Source organism: Chryseobacterium mucoviscidosis, from assembly GCF_002177115.1.
Classification (GTDB): Bacteria; Bacteroidota; Bacteroidia; order Flavobacteriales; family Weeksellaceae; genus Chryseobacterium; species Chryseobacterium mucoviscidosis.
This window is the reverse complement of record NZ_MVAG01000057.1, coordinates 251,650-276,292: the sequence shown is the minus strand read 5'-3', so window position 1 is coordinate 276,292 and position 24,643 is coordinate 251,650. Positions and strand designations below refer to the sequence as shown.

The window sequence follows — 24,643 nt, the reverse complement described above, 5'->3', positions numbered from 1 at the left end:
CTCAGCTAATGATAATTGTGTTTGTCATTCTGAACAAAGCAAAGTGTAGTGAAGAATCTCTTTTTGATAATTAATAGATTCTTCCTTCGTCAGATTGACATTCCGCATAATTTTCACTATTTAAATATTCTCCAATACTTCTTTCAAAGCATTTATGAATAGATCCGTTTCTTCTTTTTTAATATTAAGTGCCGGAAGAATCCTTAAGACTGCTTTATCATTAGAGTTTCCTGTGAAAATATGATGATGGTATAACAGGCTGTTCCTCACTTCCGAGCAATCTCTGTCGAGTTCAATCCCAATCATCAAACCTTTCCTTCGGATGTTTTTGATATGTGAAAAATCTTTAATTTCATTTTCAATATATTTGCCCATTTTCTGAGCATTTTCGATGAGATTTTCATCTTTCATGACGTCTAAAACCGCAATTGCAGCTACACAAGCCAAATGATTTCCTCCGAAAGTCGTCCCCAATAAACCGTTGCTTGCCAGAAATTTCGGATGAATTAAAACACCACCAATCGGGAAACCATTTCCCATTCCTTTTGCAGTGGTAATGATATCTGCTTCAATCCCGAATTCCTGATGAGCAAAGAAATAACCGCTTCTTCCGTATCCCGACTGAACTTCATCCAAAATCAAGACAGCATTGTATTTTTCGCACAATTCTTTGATTTTAGTTAAAAATTCAACTGTTGGAATCATAATTCCGCCCACTCCCTGAATTCCTTCAATGATGACGGATGAAAGTTCATTTCCCTGTTTTTCAAAAACTTCTTCAAGCTGTTCGATATTGTTCCATTCAGACTTAATGAATCTTTCATCATAATTTACCGGAGCTACAATTTTAGGATTGTCCGTCACCGAAACGGCTGCAGAAGTTCTTCCATGAAAGGAACCTGAAAAATATAGCACTTTGTTTTTTCCGTTGTGAAAAGAAGCCAGTTTTAAAGCATTTTCGTTCGCTTCTGCTCCTGAATTGCATAAAAATAGATTATAATCTTCTAAACCTGAAAGCTTTCCTAATTTTTCAGCCAGCTCAGTCTGTAACTCGTTCTGAACCGAATTTGAATAGAAAGATATTTTATCTAATTGATTTTTTAACTGAGTCTGATAATGGGGATGGTTGTGACCGATGGAAATCACCGCATGACCTCCGTAAAAATCAAGATATTTTTCTCCTTTATCATCCCACAGAAATGATCCCTGTGCTTTTACCGGATTGATGTTGAATAATGGATATACGTTGAATAAATTCATGTCTATTTATAAATGATAATTGATGTTTGATGAATGATTCATCTGCTTATACTTTTCTTTTGCCTTGAAATCGAAGATTATCTCCTTTCAGTCGATTAATACTATTTCGATGTAGTCAAACAAAAGAAACAAAAGTTCAAGACTGGAGACTTCCGCTAAAAAATATTTCTGTTCTCTAAAAATTCTAAAGCTTACGTGAAATCAGCATTTGTTTTTCGGTTCTACATTCGTTTCGCGCTTCAAACAGTAGAATTTTCTTAACGTTCACAAAACTATTTTTCTTAACACTACATTCTCCTAAGTCGGTTTTAAGGTCAATCCTAAATTTTTTCCTTTTTTTAATTAATTTCTTTTGTCTTGAAACAAAAGAAACAAAAATTCAAGACTTGGAAACTTCCGCTAAAAATTTAAATTAAATCCTAAAATTCCCAAAACTCGCACGAATTGAAGATTTGTTCTTCGACTGAAAATTTGCCTCGTGCTCAAACAGTGGGAATTTCTTAACGGATTAAATTTCAATTTTCTTAACGCTCCATTTTCCTAGGTCGGTTTTGATTGAGTTGTAAAAATTCACGAGTGACCTATTGACTATTCACGTTTAAAACGCTGTCGCTTTCAAGTTTAATCCTAAATTTTCTTCCCAACCCATGGCGATATTCATGTTTTGAACCGCCTGTCCGGAAGCGCCTTTCAACAAATTGTCAATCGCTGAGTGAATGACCGTAACATTCCCACATTTTTCAATCTGTATCACACAGCGATTGGTATTGACAACTTGTTTTAAATCAATTGCTTTTCCGCTTACCTGTACAAAAGGCTCATCTGCATAAAAATCTTCAAACAACTGATAGATCTGTGAAAGTTCTGCATCTGTTTTCACGGTAGAACTTGTAAAAATTCCTCTCGCAAAATCTCCTCTCCATGGAATAAAATTCAGACTGATTTCATTGGTATTAAAAGAGACTAATTGTTGTAAAATCTCATCCACATGTTGGTGTGTTAAAGTTTTATACGCCGAAATATTATCGTTCCTCCATGTAAAATGCGTGGTTGCCTGTAAAGACTGACCCGCACCTGTGGAACCTGTGATTCCTGTTGTATACACTTCATTCAACAACCCTTTTTGAGCTAAAGGAAGCAGAGCGAGTTGAATTGCTGTTGCAAAACATCCCGGATTGGCAATGCTTTTCGCCCCTGAAAGTTGTTTTTTATTGATTTCAGGTAATCCGTAGATAAAATTTCTGTTTCCAAAGTTTCCATCGAGGCGAAAATCGTTTCCTAAATCAATCACCAATGTTTCATCTTTTACAAAATTCTGAATTAGCCAATTCTGACTTTCTTTGTGAGGAAGGCATAGAAACAGAATATCGACTTCTTCAGACTGATCCGTTAAAACCATTTCACAAACCGTCGTTAAATCCGGGTACAAATCTGAAATTTTTGTTCCCGAATTTGAACGGCTATATAAAAAACTCAATGATACATTGGGATGAAAAACCAACAGACGAACCAGTTCGCTTCCTGTGTAACCGTTGGCTCCGATGATTCCAATTTTCTTTTTCATTTTATTATTTTCCATAGGTTTTCACCTAAGGTTATTTGTATTGAACCCTTCGGGTTCTTTGTTTGTATTGATCTTTTAATCCATAGGTTTTACCTACGGCTATTCGTATTGAACCCTTCGGGTTCATTGGTCTTCGACTCTCTTGCAGCCCGACTTGAACGGAAATCCTTTTATGAGGAGGAACGACGAATAAAAGATTGTGATCCTTCGACAAGCTCAGGATAAACTACAGGCGGATAAAGCTGCCCAAATTTTATTTATTAATCTGATGATATATGTTTAAAGAATTGCTTACAATCTTTGTGTAGCCTTTTACATCTTCGCCTGTCCATGCCCTGTTTGCTTCTCCGTAGCTTCCGAATTTGTCCGACATCAAATCGTGCTGAGATTCAATTCCATTCAAAATAAATCGGTAAGGATGAAGGGTTACAAATACTTTTCCGCTGACTGTTTTTTGAGAATCAACAAGGAAAGACTCGATATTTCTCATCACAGGATCTAAGAAAAGTGCCTCGTGAAGCCAGTTTCCGTACCAATCTGACAATTGGGATTTCATCATCTGCTGATATTTTGAAAGCGTATGTTTTTCTAATAAATGATGAGCTTTGATTATCACTGAAGCTGCTGCCGCCTCGAAACCTACTCTTCCTTTGATTCCGACAATGGTATCTCCTACGTGAATATCACGACCGATTCCGTAAGCCGAAGCCAATTCTTCGATTTTCTGAATCGCGTAAACCGGATGTTCAAAACTTTCTCCGTTTACAGAGATAATTTCGCCATTTTTAAATTCAATTTCCAGTTCAGAGGGTTGATTTTCTTTAATTTGTGACGGAAAAGCTTCTTCAGGAAGGTAATTTCTTGAAGTCAGCGTCTCCTTTCCCCCAACTGAAGTCCCCCAAAGTCCTTTATTAACAGAATATTGTGCTTTCTGAAATTCCATTTCGTAGCCGTGACTTTTCAAAAACTCAATTTCTTCTTCACGGGAAAGAGCCATATCACGAATTGGCGTAATGATCTCTACACTCGGACACATTACCTGAAAAATGAGATCAAAACGAACCTGATCATTTCCTGCTCCCGTACTTCCATGCGCAATTGCATCCGCGCCGATTTCAATCGCATATTTTGCAATTTCCTGCGCCTGAATGGTACGCTCCGCACTTACAGACAGAGGATAGCTATTGTTTTTCAGAACATTACCGAAAATCAGATATTTTACACAAGAATTGTAATAATCTTCCTGAGCATCAACGCACCTGTATTTTTTTACCCCAAGATTCAGGGCTTTTTTCTCCAGTTCTTTTTCTTCATCTTTGGAAAAACCTCCGGTGTTTACAGTAACTGCATACACATCATATCCCAGTGTTTCGCTGAGATATTTGGCGCAGTAAGAGGTATCGAGACCTCCGCTAAATGCTAAAACTACTTTCTTGCTCATTATTGTATCGGTTTTCAGACTGATTATTTTCAGTGCTGTTTTTTGTATTATCGGGAACGAAAAGCATTGCTGTGCAAAGACAGTTTTTCCGTTCTTTTTTCATTAAAATATCATAATTCACGCAGCTTTTGCAGCCGTTCCAGAATTCTTCATCCTGAGTAAGTTCAGAATAAATAACGGGTTTATATCCTAAATCGCTGTTGATCTTCATTACTGCTAAACCGGTAGTTAATCCGAAAATTTTAGCGTTTGGGTATTTTTTTCGGGATAAAGCGAATACTTTGTCCTTGATTAAGGTTGCCACTCCCAAATGCCTGAATTCGGGAGAGACAATAAGCCCGGAATTGGCAACAAACTGACCGTGAGACCATGTTTCTATATAACAGAAACCTACCCACTTTCCTTTATCGATGGCGACTACAGCGTTACCTTCAGTAATTTTTTTACTGAGATACTCGATGGAACGTTTGGCAATCCCCGTTCCTCTGCGCTGTGCAGAATCGTACATTTCCTGCTGTATTTCACTCACATACATCAGATGCATGGATGAGGAAATTTCTATTTCCATTTATTTATCTAAATTTTTTGGCAAATTTAAAATATAATTTCTTTTAAAACCAAATAAAAAAGATATTTTTATTGAATTAAATTAATATACAGGTAATTTTATCTTTACACGAAATTAATATTTTGCTAAATTATTATATATTTGCTAAAAAGATATAGTTATGGAAAATCGCTGTCCGAAATGCAACACAGACAAAGTGGTTAAAAGCGGAATTGTAAACAGCAAACAACGCTTTCTATGTAAAGATTGCAACTATTATTTCACAGTAAAAAAACTGGGGAAACAAATAGACGATTACTACGTAACCAAAGCTTTACAGCTTTATCTCGAGGGATTAAGTTTTCGTGAAATTGAAAGAATTATTGGCGTTTCTCATGTGACGATCAGTTCATGGATCAAGAAATACAATATTACAAGACCTCCTCATTCTGAGTTTCATCCGGTATATAAAATCCTAAAACAAAATGAGCTGATTGACTATATGAGTAAAGAAGAAAATCTGAAAAATTCAGGATTAATTATCACTCAGTTTGCAGACAAATATATGCTGATAAAATGGGAAAGATTTAAGAAATAATTTTAAAATCAATTGAAAATAAATGAGTTGAGAATTTAAAATCCTGCTCAATACCAATAAATACTAAACTCAAAACTTAGAACTTTAAGATCTATCTATATACTTACCATTAATATATATTAAATTTCTTTAAATAAATTTTTAATTACAATTTGGCTTTCACAAAAAACAACGCCAAAAATTGATAATTTATGAAGAAATTAATCACTTTTATTGGATTAGCTTTAATCAGCAATTCTTTACACGCTCAAGGTTCGCCTGATTATGGAAGCGGATTAAAAATTAATCTCAATCAGCAGGGCGATAAATATGTCAGGTTCATTTTATGGGATCAGTTTTGGTTGAGGAACACGCAGATGAATCCGGGAAGTATGGTTGGCGGAGAACCCACAGACAATTCATGGAGTCTGGGAAACAGGAGATTACGTACTTTGGCGTACGCTCAGATTTCCAAAAGATATATGATCTTAGCGCATTTTGGGATTAACAATCAGACATTTATCAATGGAGGCGGTTCGGGAACTTCAGGAACAGGAGGCTATGGAAATGGTAAAAAACCGCAGCTCTTTTTTCATGATGCATGGAATGAATACGCTGTATTTCTACCCGGAGAAGCAGGAAAATTTACCTTGTCTTTAGGAGCGGGACTGCATTACTACATGGGACTTTCCCGAATGACGATGGCTTCAACATTAAACTTCCTTACGGTTGACTCCCCTATTTTTACATGGCCATTAATTGATAATTCTGATCAGTTTGCAAGACAACTGGGAATGTTTGCCAAAGGTAAATACGGAAAACTGGAATACCGTTTCAGTTTAAACAAGCCTTTTGCAACGGATTTAACTCCGGTAAATGTTACCGATCCGGCCAAAGCGGTTGCCGTAGACAATAACGGAAATCCTAATTTTTCAAAAGCAGGATATGTAGAATATCAGTTTTTAGATGAAGAATCCAATGTACTGCCTTTCAAAGTAGGTTCTTATCTGGGAACTAAAAAAGTTTTTAATCTTGGCGCAGGGTTTTACCACCAGAAAGATGGAACACGAACTTCTGTAAATTCCACTGTTGAAAAGCATGACATTACGCTTGTTGCTGTAGATGCTTTTGCAGATATTCCTTTGGGAAATGCTAAAAATAAAATGGCAGTTTCCGCTTACGCAGGCTATTACAATTATCAGTTTGGTCCGAATTACGTGAGAAATTTAGGAATTATGAATATCGCTGCTTCTGATCCGAATTTCACGGGAAGCAAAGCCATTGCAGGAGTAGGAAATCTGCAGCCGACCATCGGAACAGGGAATATTATCTACGCACAAGCCGGATTGCTTTTACCAAGTCAGGCAGAAAAGCCGAAAATCAGAATCCAGCCTTTCGCAGCATATACTCACAAGAATTTTGAAGCATTTGACAAATCTTCGTCACAGTTTGATGTGGGTGCAAACTGGTTCATAGACGGTCATCATGCGAAAATTACCACGCAATATTCAACAAGACCAGTTTATACAAGTCCTACGGAAAGCCCTTCTTCAAAAGGGGAATTCATTGTACAGTTCCAGATTTATTTATAAAAATATTAATCATTATTTTTTTTACAATCGCAAAGACGCAAAGCTTTTTTAAACCAGAACGTTTTTAAGACGCAAGAAAATCAAAGATTTTCAGCAAGTCCCTTTTAAATTTTATCGAAGATAAAATCTTTGCGCCTTATAACATAAAGCATTTAAAATTTTCCTTGCGCCCTTGCGATAAAAAACAAAAACTATCAAAATCCAATCAATTTAAACTAACATCAAAAATTAAAGCATATGAGCGATAACAATGAAATAAGCTACGAGAATATGACTGATAAGCAAAAGAATCGTACGATCTGGAGCGTCATTACAGCATCATCTCTCGGAACACTAATCGAATGGTATGATTTCTACATTTTCGGAAGTCTTGCCGTTGTACTGGCTACTAAATTTTTCCCGGCAGATAATCCTACTGCAGCATTTTTATCTACATTAGCTACTTTTGCCGCAGGATTTGTCGTGAGACCTTTCGGAGCTCTGTTTTTCGGAAGATTAGGAGATCTTATAGGGAGAAAATACACTTTTTTGGTTACTTTACTGATTATGGGATTTTCTACATTCCTTATCGGATGTATTCCCAGTTATGAAACCATAGGATTTATGGCTCCTGTTTTGGTATTAATTTTAAGATTATTTCAGGGATTGGCTTTAGGAGGTGAATACGGAGGAGCTGCGACCTATGTTGCAGAATACGCACAGCCCGGAAGAAGAGGCTACTGGACTTCTTGGATCCAGACTACCGCAACAGCCGGACTTTTCATTTCACTTATTGTAATTATGGTGACAAAAACCACTCTTTCCACTGAGGAATTTGACGGTTGGGGATGGAGAGTTCCGTTCTGGATTTCGATATTAATGGTGGGTGTTTCTTACATCATCAGAAAAAACATGAAAGAATCTCCGCTTTTTGCCAAAGCTAAAAGTGAAGGAAAGACTTCTAAAAATCCATTAAAAGAAAGTTTCGGAAACAAACTGAACTTCAAATTTGTTCTTCTTGCCTTATTCGGGGCAGCCATGGGACAAGGGGTAATTTGGTATACAGGACAATTTTATGCCATGAGCTTCCTTCAGAAAGTGATGAATATTGAATCGATTCAGGTGGATTATTTAATGGCAACCGCATTATTTTTAGGAACTCCGTTTTTCGTTTTCTTTGGATGGCTTTCTGATAAAGTAGGAAGAAAAGCAATCATGATGACCGGAATGCTGATCGCGATTTTAGCGTACAGACCGATTTATGACAGGATGTTTAAAAGCGTTGATTTAAAATCCAAAACCATTGCAGAAAGTGGTCTGGTTGAAAAAAGAACGTCAAAAATTCATGACAAAATTGCGACGGACAGTTTAATTACTTTTCATAAAGAAACTCTTTTCACAGACGGAACTTTAGCTAAAAAAGACAGCATTGTACACTGGTCTCCGACCGGACCTGTGATGAAAGACGGAAAAGCTGAAGAACCGAAGGTAACTCAATCGATAAAGATCAACGACAGCACAAAATGGTATCTTGTATTTTTAGTTTTCATTCAGGTGATTTTTGTAACGATGGTTTACGGTCCTATTGCGGCATTTTTAGTTGAAATGTTCCCGGTAAGAATCCGCTACACCTCAATGTCATTGCCTTATCATATCGGAAACGGAGTTTTCGGAGGACTGCTTCCTGCTGTTGCCACTTATCTCGTAACCACAGGAAAAGAAGGAGGACATCCTGAATGGTATCTGGAAGGACTTTGGTATCCGATAGGCGTTGCTGGAGTCTGTCTTTTAGTCGGATTAATTTATCTTAAAAATAAGAACAATAATATTCACGATTAAGCCCGGAATCACTTAAAAATTTATTAATTTTAAAACTACTAAAATGAACGGACTAAAAAAAATATTAGGCGTACTCTGGATCGCCATTGCATTAGTTGTAGGATATTTCGGAATTACAGTAATGGGAATTCCCAAAATCACCTCAGGAAAACAGGAAGATCTGGTTTTCGGGATCATTATCCTTTGTGTACTGATACCGATTATTTCCGGCGGAATGGCAATTTTTGGCTACTATGCACTGATCGGGGAATATTCTGACGATAAAGTTTAATCTATTGATGATGAATGATAATTGATTGATGATACAAAAATGTCAGACCATCAATTATCATTCATTTAATTATCATATATGAAAAAAAGACACGAACAAAAACTGATCATTCTGAGCATCGGACTTCTGATTGCCTTCAGCATTCCTGTTTCGTTGCTGTTCAACAGTGACCGGGAAGTTTTCGGTTACCCGATGATTCTGGTTTATATTTTCGCTGTCTGGATGGTTTCCATCATTATTTCTTTTGTAATCGTAAAAAAGTATGATGAGTAGTTTCGCTTTATTTACCGTAGTTTTGTTTTATCTCGCACTTTTATTCTTAGTCGCTCATCTGGCGGAGAAGAAAAAGAGCAAGCTCTGGATCAACAATCCTTACATCTACGCGCTTTCTCTCGCCGTGTACTGTACCGCATGGACGTACTACGGAAGCATTGGTGTGGCGGCAACAAGCGGACTTAATTATCTTCCGATTTATGTGGGACCGATTATGGTAATTCCTGCTTGGATCTATATCAACACAAGGATTGTAAGAATTTCAAGGGTGAATAAGATCAGCAGTTTAGCGGATTTTATTTCTTTACGATATGGGAACAGCAGAAGTTTCAGCGCGATTATTACGGTGGTTTGTCTTCTGGCAATTGTTCCGTACATTGGTTTGCAGATCAAGGCTATTTCTGAAACCTTCCATCTGGTGACCAAAACAGCGATTTCTAAAAACATTTTAACGGACAATGCAACTTTCGTTGTTGTTTTAATTGCTTTATTTTCATCTTATTACGGAACACGTTATGTCGATGCTTCCGAGAAACGTTTGGGAATAATTTCCGCCATTGCACTGGAAAGTTTTCTTAAACTATTCTTTATCATTATTTTAGGATTATTCGTTATTTACTTTGCATTTGACGGATTCTCAGATATTTACCAAAAGGCAAGTCTTTTTAAGGATTTTAAAGAAAAAAATACGTTCAACGGTATTGAAGGTGCGATGAACTGGATGGTGCTTTGCATGATTTCCGGAACAGCAATCTGTATTCTTCCAAGACAGTTTCATACCGCAATCGTAGAAAACCGACAGGAAAAACACATCAAAACAGCCATTTGGTTTTTTCCGCTGTATTTATTGATTTTTACGATCTTCATTTTTCCTATTGCATGGGGAGGAAGACTGATTTTTAACGGACAGAATGTCAATCCGGAGTTCTACTCTATCCTGATTCCGCAGTATTTTGACAATACTTTAATTACAGTTTTGGTTTTTTTGGGAGGTCTGAGCTCATGCATTTCGATGATTATTATTTCCGCGATCACTTTATCCATCATGCTTTCCAATAATCTTATCATTCCTTACGGATTATTAGGAAAGTTCAAGTCTGAAAACGAAGTTCAGAATACCAGAAATATCACCAACATCAGGAAATTCAGCATTTTCGCACTGATTATCATGGCTTTTGGTTTTTATAAATATTTTATTTTAAAAACTTCGCTGGATTCTGTCGGGCTTATTTCTTTCGTTGTCATTGCTCAATTGGCACCTGCTTTTTTCGGAGCTATTTTCTGGAGACGAGGGAGTTATAAAGGTGCTGTTATCGGTTTATTGGCAGGATTGGCAATCTGCTATTTCGGATTGATTATTCCACAATATTATTTCTCTTACAATCAGGAATTTAAAGGTATTTTAAGAGATCTATACGATGTTTTTGATTTTTTCAAGATTTCCTTTTTAGGAAGAATTCCACAGATTTTCTTCTGGTCTCTTTTAGTGAATACTGCTTTATTTTCCATTATTTCGGTGAGCACTAAAGGCAATTACCGTGAAAGGAATTTCGCTGAATTGTATGTAGACATTGATAAGTACATTCAAAACCACGAAAATGCTTTTATCTGGCGCGGAACAGCCTACGTTTCGGACATTAAAAATATTCTGGAACGATTTTTAGGTAAAAACAAAACGGAACAGGCATTAAGAATTTTTAATTTAAAATATAATATTGATTCGCAGACGGAAACCGCCGATTCAAGATTTATTAAATTCTCGGAAAATCTTCTTGCCGGAAGAATAGGAACGGCTTCTGCCAAAATCCTTATCGAAGGGGTAACCAAAGAAGATAAAATTTCTTTAAAGGAAGTTTTAAACATTCTTGAAGAATCAAAAGAAACCATCACGCTTAATAAAAAGCTTACCGAACAATCGGAAGAGCTGCAGAAATTATCCGATGATCTGAGAAATGCCAATGAAAACCTCATCATTAAAGACCGTCAGAAAGATGATTTTCTGGATTCTGTTGCCCATGAATTAAGAACTCCGATTACCGCCATCCGTTCCGCCGGAGAAATTTTAGCCGATGATGACGATATTCCTTTGGAAATTAAAAAGGAATTTTTAAATAACATCATCACAGAATCCGACAGGCTGAGTGAAATCATCAACGATATTCTGTATCTGGACAAATTGCAGCATGGCGAAATCGTACTGCACATTCAGGAAAATAATATTCTTGAAACGTACAAAAAAGCAGTCAATCCTCTTATGCATCTTATTCAGCAAAAAAATATCCATCTGAGTGAAGTTAATCTTCTCAATCAGTTTTTATTTAAATATGATGAAGCGAGAATGATTCAGCTTTTTCAGAATATTTTAGGAAATGCTTTGAAATTTACGGATGAACAGGGAACTATTCAGACCAAATTATCAGAAACAGAAGATGGGTTAATCATTAAAATTTTCAATACCGGAAAACATATTCCCGAAGAGGATCTGGAAATGATTTTTGATAAATTTTATCAGTCGAAAAATCAAAATATTTTAAAACCTACAGGAAGCGGACTGGGACTGGCTATTTCAAAAAAAATCACAGAAGCACAGGGCGGAACCATAAAAGCAGAAAACAGCGGATTGGGCGTGACTTTTACAATCGCTCTGCCAAAAGAATAAGAAGGAGGAGGGGAACCCGAAGGGTTCAATTTAAATAGCCGTAGGTAAAACCTATGGAAATAAAAAAACACAAATGAAAAAAAATGGGAACATATCGACAAATATTTTATCATATTGTTTTCGGAACCAAACATCGGGAAAAAACAATTAATGAAGAAAATGAATCAGAGCTATACAAATATATTTGGGGAATTTTAAAAAATAAAAAGTGTAAATTATATAGAATTAACGGAATGCCGGATCACATTCATATTTTTTGTGACGTTCATCCCAATATCACTCTCAGCAATCTTGTAAAAGATATAAAAGTTGCCTCCAATTTATGGATGAAAGAATCGGGATTATTTCCTGAATTTTCAGGATGGCAGGAAGGATATGGAGCATTTACCTATTCATTAAAGGATAAAGAAACAATAATAAATTATATAAAAAATCAAAAACATCACCATAGAACAGAGACTTTTGATGACGAATTTAAAAAGCTTTTAGCAGAACATGGAATCGAGCCGGAATTAAATTAATTAAAATTCAACCCTTACGGGTTGATTTGATGCGAATCTTTATTCCATAGGTTTCACCTACGGCTATTTAAATTGAACCCTTCGGGTTCCCCAAAAGAAACAAAAAAACAATGCAGTCGAACAAAAAGATAACCACAATATGAAGAAGATAATCATTGCCGACGACGAGCACAAAATATTAATGTCGCTGGAATACAGCTTTAAGAAAAACGGATACGATGTATTTATTGCAAGAGACGGAACAGAAGTTCTGGAATTCCTGAAAACAATGACGCCTGATGTCATTTTACTTGATATTATGATGCCGAATCTCGATGGATACAGTACTCTGGAACTAATAAAACAGGATGAAAAACTGAAAGATACGAAAGTAATCTTCCTGAGTGCCAAGAACAATCCGAAAGACATTGAAAAAGGTCTGGAAATGGGAGCCGATGCTTACGTTACAAAGCCTTATTCAATAAAAAAACTCATGCAGCAGATTGAGGAAATGTTTTGATACATTTTACAAACCGTCATTACGAACGAAGTGAAGCAATCTCAACAAAATATTAAAAGATTGCTTCGTCACTACGCTCCTCGCAATGACAAAAACACAAAGACTAATATGAATACAGATATTTTATTTAAGCAAAGCATAGAAGACAAAGAGAATTTCTGGAAAGAACAGGCTCAGGAAATCAGTTGGTATGAATTCCCGAAAACCATTACTTCTAATGACGAAAACCACTACAACCAGTGGTTTCCGGACGGAAAACTCAATATGTGCTATTTATGTATTGATAAACATATTGAAGAGGGTTTTGGAGATCAGGTTGCAGTTATTTACGATTCTCCGGTAACGAACCAAAAGAAGACCTACACCTTCAATGAAGCCAAAAAGGAAATTTCAAAATTGGCGGGAGGTTTGACTTCTTTAGGTCTGAAAAAAGGTGATACCGCCGTTATTTATATGCCGATGATTCCTCAGACTTTGTTCTCCATGCTTGCCTGCGCGAGAATTGGAGTGATCCATAATGTGGTTTTCGGAGGTTTTGCGCCGCATGAACTCGTAGTGAGAATTGACGACTGCAAACCCAAAGCATTAATTACGGCAACCGCTGGAGTTGAAATTGCAAAAAGAATCCCTTATCTGCCTTTGGTAGAAAAAGCGATCGAACTGGCTCAGGATAAGGTAGATCACATCATTGTGTACAACAGAAAATTGGTCGATAATCAACATGAAATGTTTGATGAATTAATGGATTACGAAGAATTGGTACAGAACTCAGAACCAGCGGACTGTGTTTCGGTGGAATCCACTCACCCACTCTATTTGCTGTATACTTCCGGAACAACTGGAAAACCAAAAGGCGTTGCAAGAGATACAGGAGGCTATGCAACTGCGTTGAAGTTTTCGATGAAATATATTTATGGAATCGAACCGGGAGAAACTTTTTGGGCAGCTTCCGATTTCGGATGGGCAGTTGGTCACAGTTATACCGTTTACGGTCCTTTAATCAACAGAAATTCAACGATTATTTTTGAAGGAAAACCTATTATGACGCCCGATGCGGGAACATTCTGGAGAATTATTTCCGAATATAAAGTAGCAGCCATGTTTACCGCTCCAACTGCAATCAGAGCCATCAAAAAAGAAGATCCGAACGGAGAATTGGTGAAAAAGTATGATTTAAGCCGCTTCAAAAAGCAGTTTTTAGCAGGAGAAAGATGTGATGTTGCTACTCTGGACTGGTTTGCAGAACACATCGGCGTTCCGGCAATCGATCACTGGTGGCAGACAGAATCCGGTTCGCCAATGCTGGGTTTAATGACTTTTAATGAAGACTACAAAATCAAAAGAGCTTCCGCAGGAAAACCAATTCCCGGCTATGATATTAAAATTTTCGATGAAAACGGTTACGAACTGGATGCGCATCATGAAGGTTATTTAGTTATAAAATTACCGCTTCCTCCCGGAGCTTTGCTGGGAATCTGGAAAGATTATGACCGTTTTGAGAAAAGCTATCTCTCGCAGTACAAAGGCTATTATTTTTCCGGAGACGGAGCCATAAAAGATGAGGACGGCTATATTTTCATCACAGGAAGAGTGGATGATGTTATTAATGTTGCAGGGCACCGCCTTTCCACTTCCGAAATGGAAGAAATTGTTTCTTCTCATCCCGATGTTGCAGAATGCGCTGTTGTAGGAATTGATGATGAGCTGAAAGGACAGATTCCTTTTGCAACGGTTGTTTTAAAAAACGGATCCGCTGTTTCCGAAGATCAAGTAGAAAAGGATATCGTAAAAACAGTCCGTGAAAAAATAGGCGCTGTTACCTGTCTTAAAAATGTGATGGTTGTAAAACGCTTACCTAAAACCCGTTCAGGAAAAATTTTAAGAAAGCTGATCCGAACTCTACTGGACGGAAAAGAATTCCAGATTCCGTCGACGATTGATGATGAAAAGATCATTGAGGAAATTCAGGAAAAAATTGGAGATTACAGAAGATAAAATATAAAATTGTTTAAACTATTTCAGGATTAACCACAAAAGTCGCAAAAGACAATATTAAAGTGAATTTATATAATAATTAAAGCGCTCAAAAGAATAAAAATCGAAGATTTTTTAAAAACTATTGTTACCTTTTTGATTTATAATGATCAACTTTAAATAAAAATTTAGTTCATTTTTTGTGACTTTCGCGGTTAAATAAAAGTTTAAACAGATTTTAAAATAGACTAAAAATTTAAATAATAAAATTTCAAAAAAGAAAGGATATGAGAAACTATCAGATAGAAAACCTACCGCAATATTTTGAAGAGTATAAAAAATCGATCAAAAATCCTAAAAAATTCTGGGACAAAATTGCAGATGAAAATTTCGTGTGGTATCAGAGATGGAGCAAGGTCGTAAAATACGATATGAATGAAGCCAAAATTTCGTGGTTTAAAAATGCTAAATTAAATATTACCAAAAACTGCATCGACAGACATTTAGCCGTAAGAGGCGATAAAACAGCAATCATTTGGGAACCGAACGATCCGAAAGAAGAAGCACAGCATATTTCTTATAACGAACTCTACAAAAGAGTCAACAAAACCGCCAATGTTCTTCGTGAAATGGGCATCGAAAAGGGCGACAGAGTCTGCATTTATCTTCCCATGATCCCGGAGCTTGCTATCACGATGTTGGCTTGTGCAAAACTGGGAGCCGTTCATTCCGTTATTTTTGCAGGATTTTCCGCTTCAGCGGTTTCTTCAAGAGTAAATGACTGTGGTGCAAAAATGGTCATCACCTCAGACGGAAGCTACAGAGGAAACAAAGTTTTAGATCTTAAAAGCATTGTAGACGAAGCTCTGGAAAAAACACCTAGCGTAGAAAAAGTTTTGGTGGTAAAAAGAACCAACAATGAAGTGAAAATGAAGGAGCATAGAGATTTCTGGATGGAAGATCTTTATGAAAACGCCTCTCCAGATTTCGTTACCGTAATTATGGATGCAGAAGATCCGCTGTTCATTCTGTACACTTCCGGTTCTACGGGAAAACCTAAAGGAATGCTTCATACCTGTGCCGGATATATGGTGTACACCGCGTATACTTTTAAAAATGTATTCAATTATAAAGAAAATGATATTTATTGGTGTACCGCAGATATCGGCTGGATTACAGGACATTCCTACATCCTTTACGGACCGCTTTTAAATGGTGCAACCACTGTTATTTTCGAAGGGGTTCCTACTTATCCTGAACCGGACAGATTCTGGGAAGTGATTGAAAAACATAAAATTACACAGTTTTACACAGCTCCGACTGCGATCCGTTCTCTGGCTAAAGAAAGTTCAGAATGGGTAGACAAACACGATTTAAGCTCGTTAAAAGTGATCGGTTCTGTTGGAGAGCCCATTAATGATGAAGCTTGGCATTGGTTCAACGATCATGTAGGTAACAAAAAATGTCCGATTGTTGATACTTGGTGGCAGACAGAAACCGGAGGAATTATGATCTCACCGCTTCCTTTCGTTACGCCTACAAAACCAACGTACGCTACTCTTCCACTGCCTGGAATTCAGCCTGTTCTGATGGACGATAAACGCAACGAAATTACCGGAAATCAGGTGACGGGAAATCTCTGCATCCGTTTTCCATGGCCGGGAATTGCCAGAACGATCTGGGGAGACCATCAAAGATATAAGGAAACGTATTTTACTGCTTTTCCGGGGAAATATTTTACGGGAGACGGTGCTTTGAGAGATGAAGTCGGCTATTACAGAATTACTGGTCGTGTAGATGATGTGATTATTGTTTCCGGACACAATTTAGGAACAGCCCCAATTGAAGACAGCATCAATGAACATCCTGCTGTTGCGGAATCTGCAATCGTAGGTTATCCTCACGACATCAAAGGAAATGCGCTGTACGGTTTCGTGATCCTGAAAGAATCTGGAGAAAGCAGAGATAAGGACAATCTGAAAAAAGAAATTAATCAGTTGATTTCAGACCAGATCGGTCCGATTGCAAAGCTTGATAAAATCCAGTTTGTTTCAGGACTTCCAAAAACGCGTTCCGGAAAGATTATGCGTAGAATCCTGAGAAAAATTGCAGAAGGAGATTTCAGCAACTTCGGAGACATCACTACCCTTTTGAATCCTGAAATTGTCGAAGAAATCAAGAACGAAAGAATTTAATATTTTCACTGAAACCTATATATAACCTCGCAGAAATGTGAGGTTTTTTTGTTATTTTTAACCTGAGTTCGGGATAAGTCTTCTTAAACGCAAGGTTAAACAAAGAAATTCAATTATCGGGAATTCAGCTTTTAAGATATACAAAGGCGTAAAACTTATCAAAGTAATACCATTTTCGTCTTTTTTAAATAAACGAAGTGCCTTTGTTTAGCTTACAAACTTTCAATAAGTAAAAAAAAACTTTTGTTTTTCTTTGCGATAAAACAATACAACACTATAAATCAATTATTTAAATTTATTTCTTATCCCGAACTGAGGTTATTTTTAAATTCAATTTATCATCATGAAAAAGCTTATTCTTCTGACATTTTCAACTGTTTTTCTGAACGCTCAAAACTATAAAATATCAGATTTTTCTAAAGATTATTATGCTACAGTTACTAAAAATTCAAGAGACAAAACATCACAGATCCTCAAAGTTTTTACTCTGAAAAATAAAAAACCGCTTATCACGCAAACGGTAAATTTAAGCGAGTATGATTTTAAAAATACCCAATCCAATATTGCAGAAATCCCATATGGTCATCAAAGTATTATTATCTATGATGATTTTAATTTTGACGGTAAAAAAGACATTGCAATAAAATATGGTAATGAAAGCTGCTACGGCGGTCCGTCGTTCGTGGTTTATCTTTATGAAAATAACACATTTGTTGAAAATGCAGATTTTTCAGATTTAGCCCAAAACTATTGTGGCTTTTTTGATGTCGATAAAGCTAAAAAGCAGATCCATGTCATGACTAAGTCTGGCTGCTGTTGGCATCAATACTCTGATTTTACAGTAAAGAATGGCAAACCCTTCCTTCTGAAACAATCTGAAGAAGAGCTTGATGCTTCCGGTCTTTATTATGAAACGGCAGTTAAAGAATGGAAAAACAGATACATCACATATAAATACAAAACCATTGATACTGATATTGTAAGTAAATACATTCTTCTCTCCTACACACTGGAAAACAACAAAAAAATGTACCTCATTAAAACAGAAAGTAACCAACTGTACTATTTTTTCACCAAAAAAAACGGAGATATTGAACTTCTTTACCGTAATATCTTTTTCTATTCAAAAAAAGAAAATTCGCTTTCTTTCGAAAGTGGCAATGTGCGTTATACGATTTTTAATAATAAGATCGAAGTTAACGTGAATAATGCAAAAACCATTATTCATGCAAAAACCGAAACGAGAAAAAATAATATCTCAAATGTTTACAATTCTTTTAAAAATGAAAATATTGAAAATCTGGAAATTATCAATTAGTAAAAATCAAACATTTGTTCAATAGAAGATTTCAAAGAAAAGGCAAAACTTTATAGATTTTATATTAATACAACCATTTAATTGTTATTTTCTTAAAATACATGAATTATTTTCACTAAATTTATATTCAACTTAAAAACTATTGCTTATGTCAAATATATTAGCTGGATTATTTGGACATCACAGCGATTATAAAAAAATAGAAGCAGACCTTGAAAACTCAGGTTTCACAGATTCAGAATATATTGTCTATCTTCATGATGATGAGCTACATTCCCAGTATCTGGTAAGTGTAGCCGTAAAAGACCACCATCAGACAGATAATGCTTCCTCTATTTTCAGCCGGAATAATGTGCTAAAAACCTATCTTTTTGAAAACATAGAAATTGAGCAGGCAAATTATATGAACATCAAAAAGTTTATCGATGCCAGAAATAAAGCGGAAATCCACGACAGTCCGGATATAAGAATAAAAACCTCTACTGCCGGAATGGATTCTGAAGTAAAATTTTAACCATTCAAGATAAAAATTAATAACCGAAATCCGCAGAGCGTTCTGCGGATCTTTTAATGCTGAAAACTGCAAAAAATTTCGTATTTTCGTGTAAATATAGGCTTTTACACAAATGAGTTACGACTTAGAACAGGAAAACAAGGAGATCCTTGCAAGATATAAGGATCTGATTTCGAATACATACAGAACTTTAGATGAGGAAAATAACAAGCTCATCCGAAAGGCATTCGATATAGCGCTCGATGCGCACAAAGATCAGCGAAGAAAATCTGGTGAACCCTACATTTACCATCCCATTGCTGTTGCCAAAATTGTAGCAACGGAAATCGGTTTGGGAGCTACTTCCATTGCGTGTGCCTTGTTGCATGATGTAATTGAAGATTCTGACTATACTTATGAAGACCTGAAGAAAATTTTTGGAGAGAAAATAGCCAATATCGTGAACGGACTCACGAAAATCTCCATCATGAATCATCAGAATATTTCGGTGCAGTCTGAGAATTACAGAAAGCTTCTGTTGACGCTGTCTGAAGATTTCAGGGTGATTCTTATTAAGATTGCAGACCGTCTTCACAATATGCGTACTCTGGAAAGCATGGCTCCGGACAAGCAGAAGAAAATTGCTTCCGAAACCGTTTATATTTACGCTCCGATGGCGCATCGTCTCGGATTATATAACATCAAATCTGAGCTTGAAGACCTTTCTTTAAAGTATAACAATCCGGATGTTTACAAAGAAATTACCGAGAAATTAGAACTTGCCAAAGAAAGCCGCGAAAGATATATTGAGGAATTTAAAAAAGAAGTTTCTGAGAAATTAAATGAAGAAGGATTAAATTTCAAAATTAAAGGACGCGCGAAAGCCATTTCTTCGATTTACAGGAAAATGCTGAAACAGGGTGTTTCCTTTGAAGAGGTTTTCGACAATTACGCCATCAGAATCATTTATAAATCGGATGCCAAAAACGAAAAATTCCTGGCTTGGAAAATTTACTCCATTGTAACGGATGTTTATCACAGCAATCCATCCAGAATGCGGGACTGGATCACTCAGCCGCGTTCTACAGGATACGAAAGTTTGCACTTAACCGTTCTAGGTCCGGATAAAAAATGGATTGAAGTACAGATCCGTTCCGAAAGAATGGACGAAATTGCTGAAAAAGGGGTTGCAGCACATTACAAATACAAAGAAGGCTACAAGCAAAGCTCCGAAGACCGGAATTTTGAAAACTGGGTAACCGAAATCCGCGAAGTTCTGGAACAGCAGCAGGATCTTTCCACTTCGGAACTACTGGATAATATTAAGCTGAATTTATATTCAAAGGAAGTTTTTGTGTTTACGCCAAAAGGTGAGATTAAAATTTTACCGACCAATGCAACCGCTCTGGATTTTGCCTTTTCCGTTCACTCCGATCTGGGAATGAAATGTTTAGGTGCGAAAATCAACGGCAAACTGGTTCCGATTTCGTATGTTTTGCAGAATGGTGATCAGATCGATATTTTATCCTCCCAAAATCAGAAACCAAAATCCGACTGGCTTGAATTTGTTGTTACTTCAAAGGCTAAATCCAAGATCAAGAGTTATTTAAACTCACAAAAAAATCAACTGGTTGAAGACGGAAAAGAAATTTTACAGCGAAAACTGCGTCATGCGAAAATTAATTTTAATGATGAGGAAATTAATAAGCTTCAAAAATTCTTTAATCTTAAAAGTTCACAGGAATTATTTTTAAAATTCCAAAGCAACGAGCTGGATGCAAGCAGTTTAAGAAAATACATTGAAAGTAAAAACGTATTTAACAATCTGCTTTCAAGATTCAGAAAGTCTCCGACGAAAAATACAACTTACGTAGAGCCGAAAGAGCAGAATCTCGACATGATTGTCTTTGGAAAAGATGAAGAAAAACTGAATTACAGCTATGCAAAATGCTGTACGGTAATTCCGGGAGACAAAATTTTCGGATTCATCACGATTTCAGACGGAATCAAAGTACACAGCGATAATTGTCCGAACGCGATCAACCTTCGCGCACAATACGATTACAGGGTAATTCCTGCTAAATGGGTGAATGCGGAAAGCTTCAAGAACAGAGTAAAAATAGAAATTGAAGGGCTCGACAGAATGGGAATGATCAATGACATCACCACCGTTATCAGTGGTGCGATGGGAATGGATATGAAAAGTATGTCCATCGAATCCAACGACGGAATTTTTACAGGAACGATCATTCTTGAGGTAAAAAATAAAAGTCAGCTTGAGCAGACCTTCACCAAACTGAATGATATTAACGGCGTCTCCAGAGTGAGACGACTACAATCTTAGATATGAATTTAACGGTATATTTTAAAAAATTTTTCGAAAGCAGTCAGGCTTCAGGAATTATCCTGATTTTCTGTGTTTTAGTTTCCTTACTTATTGCCAATTCCTCTTTTGCGGAAAGCTTTCAGCACTTTTTGGACAGAGAAGCAGGAACAGAAATTTTTCATCTGAAATATCCCGTTAGTATCTGGATTAACGACGGTTTGATGGCGATTTTCTTCCTCTTGGTAGGATTGGAGATTAAAAGGGAAATGGTGGAAGGTGAACTTTCTTCATTTAAAAATGCTTCTCTGCCTATATTTGCGGCAATCGGCGGAATGCTTGTTCCTGCGATTATTTATACTTTTTTCAACTTCGGAACTTCATACGGAAACGGTTGGGGAATTCCGATGGCAACGGATATTGCTTTTTCACTCGCGATTATTTCCATGCTGGGAAAAAGAATTCCGAATTCCATTAAAATTTTCCTTGCTGCTTTAGCAATTGTGGACGATCTGGGAGCTATTCTCGTCATCGCAATATTTTATACAGAACAGATTCACTGGATGTATTTATTTCTATCTTTAGGAATTACAGTGCTTTTATTTTTACTGAATTTCCTAAAAGTTACCCGAATTATTTTCTATCTTATTCCGGGATTATTTTTGTGGTATTTCCTTCATCATTCGGGAATTCATGCTACTATTGCGGGGGTTTTACTGGCATTTACCATTCCTACCAATGTTTCAACCGTTGAGATTTCTCCGTTGGAAAAACTGGAACATCAGCTTCATTTTCCAGTAAGTTTTCTCATTATGCCTGTTTTTGCTTTAACCAATACCAACATCACTTTCAATAACGAAATGATCGGAGGTCTTACAAGCACTTTAGGTTTGGGAATTATTATCGGATTAGTTGCCGGAAAGTTAATCGGGATCAATCTTTTTTCTTTAATAGCGATAAAACTTAAGCTAAGTTCTCTCCCTCAAAACAGTATATGGATGCACATGATTGGCGTAGGATTGCTTGCCGGAATTGGCTTTACGATGTCTATTTTCATCGCACTATTGTCCTTCAAGGATGAAATTCCGATTCAGGATGAGGCTAAATTTGCCATTTTAATTGCTTCTTTTATAGCAGCGGTTTCAGGTTTTTTAATTTTGAAAATAAGCTCTAAAAATGATATTATTGAAGAAGAGGAAAATTAATTTTCTTCGTTCTTTTTATCGTTAAATTTCCACTTATGATTTTCATCGCCTTCTAAATCCGGCTCAGAATTTTTTGCGTGATAGCCTTTTGCTTCTTTCTTCAGTTCATCGGAAAGCAGTTTTTCAATTCTCACTTTTCTCAGTGCCATGTTTAATTCGTTGCCAAAAAGCAGAAGATATACATTTACATTTACCCAGACCATCAGAAGAATCATACTTCCGATAGAACCGTAAAGAACGTTGTAACGGGCGATATTCTTCACATAAAGCGCGAATCCGTACGTGGTTACCACAAACAGAACCGTGGTTAAAATAGCTCCCGGAACCGCCTGTCTGAATCTTGCAATTCTTACCGTTCCCAACCAATAAAATAGAGTAAGCAAAATAAAATAAAAGATGGGAAACGATACAAATCCGATGATTTTTGAAAGGTTATCCACCAGCCACGAAATATCCTGAACCGGCGTAAACAGTTTAAGAACAAACTCTGAATAATAGACTCCGAAAAGCGCTAAAAACACAATCGTAATAAACCCGATGGTGATGAAAAAAGACAGAATAAATTCTTTAACATCAGACATTTTTTCATCGGTATTTTCATTAAATCCATTAATGAGTGAAAACGTTCCGTTTGTTGCGAAAATCAAAGCAAAAACAATGGTTAAATTACTGATTCCCTTCATATTGGGAACAATACTGGTTTCTATATAATTTCGTACGTCACCTTCGATATTGGACGGAAAAACATTGTGAAGCAAAACTTCGAAAATATAAAACTGAAGCTTGTCATAATGAGGCATATACGGCAAAACGGAAAGCAGGAACAGAATAAACGGAAAAAGACTGATGGTGAAACTCCAGGAAATAGCCGCAGCTTTTCTTCCGATTTTATCTTTAAAAATACCGCTGATGTAGATCTGAAACATCTGCCAAAGCGATATTCCCAGAAAAGGAATATGTATATCGTCAAAAAATTCTTGAATTTTCAAGATGAATTTAGGAAGTTTTATGCCCATACTTATTTTGCTTCATCATAAAGGTGCCATACAAAAATAATGATTTTTTTAAACTTGAAAATCCGATGCCAATTTTCAGATGATGAGATTATTTAATTTATGAATATCTTTGCTGTCTAAATTTAAATTAAAAAATGCAGATTAATTTGCTTTGCATCGGCAAAACTGACGATAAGGAAATCTCTTCTTTAATCAATTATTATCTGAAACGTCTTCCCAAACACTGGAATTTTGAAATTATTGAAATTCCCGACGTAAAAAATGCAAAAAATCTTTCTCCTGACCTTCTTAAAAAAGAGGAAGCTAAACTTTTTATGAACCAAATTGACAGAACAGATTCAGTAATTATTCTTGACGAAAAAGGAAAACAGTTTACCAGCAGAGAATTTGCCCAAAAAATTGATAACTGGATGAATTCTTCCGTGAAAAAAATTCATATTCTGATTGGCGGGGCTTATGGTTTTTCAGAAGAGATCTACAGCAGAGCGAATGAAAAAATGTCGTTATCCAAAATGACTTTTACGCACCAGATGATCCGATTATTCATTGTGGAACAACTGTATCGAGCAGATCAGATTTTACAGGGAAAACCTTATCATAATGATTAAATTTGATAAGGTTTTAAAATAATATTAACCTTTTAAGCCAATCTGTCTTTTTGCTTCGCCCACCACAAAAGCCACGGAATTGGCAATATTGAAACTTCGAATCAATTTAGACATCGGAATGGTAAGATGATTTTCAAAACGATCAAGCACATCTTTGCTTAAACCCACACTTTCTTTTCCGAAAACCAGCCAGTCACCATCCTGAAATTCTGTTTCCAGATAGGATTTTTCGGCATGGGAACTCATCAGGAAAACACGCGACAAATCCGGAATATTCCGGATCCATTCGTCGACATTCTGATATTCCGTAACATCAAGATGAACCCAGTAATCTAATCCTGAACGTTTCAGATTTTTATCATTAATGACAAATCCAAAAGGATGAATTAAGTGTAATTTACTTTCTGTTCCTACACACAATCTTCCTATATTTCCTGTGTTATTGGGTATTTCCGGTTCTAAGAGAACGATGTTTAACATTGAATGACT

Annotated in this window: 21 protein-coding genes; 15 read left to right on the top strand and 6 right to left on the bottom strand. The window is 36.3% G+C overall.

Annotated features, from left to right (window positions below):
* Positions 1-120 precede the first annotated feature (120 nt).
* The 4 genes from B0E34_RS02360 to B0E34_RS02345 form a co-directional block, all read right to left on the bottom strand.
* On the bottom strand, positions 121-1,260 hold the full coding sequence (locus tag B0E34_RS02360) for an aspartate aminotransferase family protein (RefSeq protein WP_087706429.1): 1,140 nt from the start codon (positions 1,258-1,260) through the stop codon (positions 121-123).
* 598 nt (positions 1,261-1,858) lie between these two features.
* Positions 1,859-2,824 carry an N-acetyl-gamma-glutamyl-phosphate reductase gene (argC, locus tag B0E34_RS02355; protein ID WP_087706485.1) on the bottom strand — a complete coding sequence of 322 codons (966 nt, stop codon included), beginning with the start codon at positions 2,822-2,824 and terminating at the stop codon, positions 1,859-1,861.
* 253 nt (positions 2,825-3,077) lie between these two features.
* Entirely contained in the window at positions 3,078-4,265 is a 1,188-nt protein-coding gene (gene argG, locus B0E34_RS02350; protein WP_087706427.1) for an argininosuccinate synthase, read from the bottom strand.
* On the bottom strand, positions 4,237-4,833 hold the full coding sequence (locus tag B0E34_RS02345) for a GNAT family N-acetyltransferase (protein WP_123956507.1): 597 nt from the start codon (positions 4,831-4,833) through the stop codon (positions 4,237-4,239). The genes argG and B0E34_RS02345 overlap by 29 nt, the downstream gene beginning before the upstream one ends.
* 160 nt (positions 4,834-4,993) lie before the next feature.
* Here B0E34_RS02345 and B0E34_RS02340 point away from each other — a divergent pair, with 160 nt between their 5' ends.
* The 14 genes from B0E34_RS02340 (at position 4,994) to nhaA (ending at position 22,530) form a co-directional block, all read left to right on the top strand.
* A complete protein-coding gene (locus tag B0E34_RS02340; RefSeq protein WP_087706425.1) occupies positions 4,994-5,410 on the top strand; it encodes an IS1/IS1595 family N-terminal zinc-binding domain-containing protein in 417 nt (138 codons plus the stop codon).
* A gap of 191 nt (positions 5,411-5,601) precedes the next feature.
* A complete protein-coding gene (locus tag B0E34_RS02335) occupies positions 5,602-6,981 on the top strand; it encodes a porin (protein ID WP_087706424.1) in 1,380 nt (459 codons plus the stop codon).
* A 237-nt stretch (positions 6,982-7,218) separates the two neighbouring features.
* Positions 7,219-8,799, top strand: coding sequence for an MFS transporter (locus tag B0E34_RS02330; RefSeq protein ID WP_087706422.1), 1,581 nt, complete (start codon positions 7,219-7,221; stop codon positions 8,797-8,799).
* Between the two features lie 43 nt (positions 8,800-8,842).
* On the top strand, positions 8,843-9,070 hold the full coding sequence (locus B0E34_RS02325) for a DUF6814 family protein (RefSeq protein WP_087706420.1): 228 nt from the start codon (positions 8,843-8,845) through the stop codon (positions 9,068-9,070).
* Positions 9,071-9,148: 78 nt separating this feature from the next.
* Positions 9,149-9,343 carry a hypothetical protein gene (locus B0E34_RS02320; protein WP_076393592.1) on the top strand — a complete coding sequence of 65 codons (195 nt, stop codon included), beginning with the start codon at positions 9,149-9,151 and terminating at the stop codon, positions 9,341-9,343.
* Positions 9,336-12,002: an ATP-binding protein gene (locus B0E34_RS02315; RefSeq protein WP_371263834.1), complete on the top strand. Its 2,667-nt coding sequence runs from the start codon at positions 9,336-9,338 to the stop codon at positions 12,000-12,002. Before B0E34_RS02320 ends, B0E34_RS02315 begins: the two co-directional genes overlap by 8 nt.
* Positions 12,003-12,085: 83 nt before the next feature.
* Positions 12,086-12,523, top strand: a complete 438-nt coding sequence (gene tnpA, locus B0E34_RS02310; RefSeq protein ID WP_087706417.1) for an IS200/IS605 family transposase — start codon at positions 12,086-12,088, stop codon at positions 12,521-12,523.
* A 139-nt stretch (positions 12,524-12,662) separates the two neighbouring features.
* Positions 12,663-13,022, top strand: coding sequence for a response regulator transcription factor (locus B0E34_RS02305; protein ID WP_087706415.1), 360 nt, complete (start codon positions 12,663-12,665; stop codon positions 13,020-13,022).
* 108 nt (positions 13,023-13,130) lie between these two features.
* Complete coding sequence (locus tag B0E34_RS02300) at positions 13,131-15,017, top strand: AMP-binding protein (RefSeq protein WP_087706413.1); 1,887 nt, start codon at positions 13,131-13,133, stop codon at positions 15,015-15,017.
* A 242-nt stretch (positions 15,018-15,259) separates the two neighbouring features.
* Positions 15,260-17,191, top strand: coding sequence for an acetate--CoA ligase (gene acs / locus B0E34_RS02295; protein WP_262484715.1), 1,932 nt, complete (start codon positions 15,260-15,262; stop codon positions 17,189-17,191).
* Between the two features lie 343 nt (positions 17,192-17,534).
* Entirely contained in the window at positions 17,535-18,509 is a 975-nt protein-coding gene (locus B0E34_RS02290) for an XAC2610-related protein (RefSeq protein ID WP_087706409.1), read from the top strand.
* A gap of 148 nt (positions 18,510-18,657) precedes the next feature.
* A complete protein-coding gene (locus B0E34_RS02285; protein WP_076393576.1) occupies positions 18,658-19,023 on the top strand; it encodes a hypothetical protein in 366 nt (121 codons plus the stop codon).
* Positions 19,024-19,135: 112 nt separating this feature from the next.
* Entirely contained in the window at positions 19,136-21,346 is a 2,211-nt protein-coding gene (locus B0E34_RS02280) for a RelA/SpoT family protein (protein WP_087706407.1), read from the top strand.
* Between the two features lie 2 nt (positions 21,347-21,348).
* Positions 21,349-22,530 carry a Na+/H+ antiporter NhaA gene (gene nhaA, locus B0E34_RS02275; RefSeq protein WP_087706405.1) on the top strand — a complete coding sequence of 394 codons (1,182 nt, stop codon included), beginning with the start codon at positions 21,349-21,351 and terminating at the stop codon, positions 22,528-22,530.
* On the opposite strand, the gene B0E34_RS02270 is transcribed toward nhaA, so the two are convergent.
* Complete coding sequence (locus tag B0E34_RS02270) at positions 22,527-23,546, bottom strand: YihY/virulence factor BrkB family protein (RefSeq protein ID WP_087706403.1); 1,020 nt, start codon at positions 23,544-23,546, stop codon at positions 22,527-22,529. The two genes, nhaA and B0E34_RS02270, sit on opposite strands and share 4 nt — an antisense overlap.
* A gap of 134 nt (positions 23,547-23,680) precedes the next feature.
* On the opposite strand from B0E34_RS02270, the gene rlmH reads away from it, so the two are divergent.
* On the top strand, positions 23,681-24,154 hold the full coding sequence (rlmH, locus tag B0E34_RS02265; RefSeq protein WP_087706401.1) for a 23S rRNA (pseudouridine(1915)-N(3))-methyltransferase RlmH: 474 nt from the start codon (positions 23,681-23,683) through the stop codon (positions 24,152-24,154).
* Positions 24,155-24,178: 24 nt separating this feature from the next.
* Here rlmH and B0E34_RS02260 read toward each other — a convergent pair whose 3' ends face one another.
* A complete protein-coding gene (locus B0E34_RS02260) occupies positions 24,179-24,634 on the bottom strand; it encodes a tRNA (cytidine(34)-2'-O)-methyltransferase (protein WP_087706399.1) in 456 nt (151 codons plus the stop codon).
* Positions 24,635-24,643 lie beyond the last annotated feature (9 nt).

What these genes read in the sequence shown, in the direction of transcription:
- B0E34_RS02360 (WP_087706429.1), bottom strand. Translation starts at nt 1,260, where the DNA reads ATGAATTTATTCAACGTATATCCATTATTCAACATCAATCCGGTAAAA.
- argC (WP_087706485.1), bottom strand. Translation starts at nt 2,824, where the DNA reads ATGAAAAAGAAAATTGGAATCATCGGAGCCAACGGTTACACAGGAAGC.
- argG (WP_087706427.1), bottom strand. Translation starts at nt 4,265, where the DNA reads ATGAGCAAGAAAGTAGTTTTAGCATTTAGCGGAGGTCTCGATACCTCT.
- B0E34_RS02345 (WP_123956507.1), bottom strand. Translation starts at nt 4,833, where the DNA reads ATGGAAATAGAAATTTCCTCATCCATGCATCTGATGTATGTGAGTGAA.
- B0E34_RS02340 (WP_087706425.1), top strand. Translation starts at nt 4,994, where the DNA reads ATGGAAAATCGCTGTCCGAAATGCAACACAGACAAAGTGGTTAAAAGC.
- B0E34_RS02335 (WP_087706424.1), top strand. Translation starts at nt 5,602, where the DNA reads ATGAAGAAATTAATCACTTTTATTGGATTAGCTTTAATCAGCAATTCT.
- B0E34_RS02330 (WP_087706422.1), top strand. Translation starts at nt 7,219, where the DNA reads ATGAGCGATAACAATGAAATAAGCTACGAGAATATGACTGATAAGCAA.
- B0E34_RS02325 (WP_087706420.1), top strand. Translation starts at nt 8,843, where the DNA reads ATGAACGGACTAAAAAAAATATTAGGCGTACTCTGGATCGCCATTGCA.
- B0E34_RS02320 (WP_076393592.1), top strand. Translation starts at nt 9,149, where the DNA reads ATGAAAAAAAGACACGAACAAAAACTGATCATTCTGAGCATCGGACTT.
- B0E34_RS02315 (WP_371263834.1), top strand. Translation starts at nt 9,336, where the DNA reads ATGAGTAGTTTCGCTTTATTTACCGTAGTTTTGTTTTATCTCGCACTT.
- tnpA (WP_087706417.1), top strand. Translation starts at nt 12,086, where the DNA reads ATGGGAACATATCGACAAATATTTTATCATATTGTTTTCGGAACCAAA.
- B0E34_RS02305 (WP_087706415.1), top strand. Translation starts at nt 12,663, where the DNA reads ATGAAGAAGATAATCATTGCCGACGACGAGCACAAAATATTAATGTCG.
- B0E34_RS02300 (WP_087706413.1), top strand. Translation starts at nt 13,131, where the DNA reads ATGAATACAGATATTTTATTTAAGCAAAGCATAGAAGACAAAGAGAAT.
- B0E34_RS02290 (WP_087706409.1), top strand. Translation starts at nt 17,535, where the DNA reads ATGAAAAAGCTTATTCTTCTGACATTTTCAACTGTTTTTCTGAACGCT.
- B0E34_RS02285 (WP_076393576.1), top strand. Translation starts at nt 18,658, where the DNA reads ATGTCAAATATATTAGCTGGATTATTTGGACATCACAGCGATTATAAA.
- B0E34_RS02280 (WP_087706407.1), top strand. Translation starts at nt 19,136, where the DNA reads ATGAGTTACGACTTAGAACAGGAAAACAAGGAGATCCTTGCAAGATAT.
- nhaA (WP_087706405.1), top strand. Translation starts at nt 21,349, where the DNA reads ATGAATTTAACGGTATATTTTAAAAAATTTTTCGAAAGCAGTCAGGCT.
- B0E34_RS02270 (WP_087706403.1), bottom strand. Translation starts at nt 23,546, where the DNA reads ATGGGCATAAAACTTCCTAAATTCATCTTGAAAATTCAAGAATTTTTT.
- rlmH (WP_087706401.1), top strand. Translation starts at nt 23,681, where the DNA reads ATGCAGATTAATTTGCTTTGCATCGGCAAAACTGACGATAAGGAAATC.
- B0E34_RS02260 (WP_087706399.1), bottom strand. Translation starts at nt 24,634, where the DNA reads ATGTTAAACATCGTTCTCTTAGAACCGGAAATACCCAATAACACAGGA.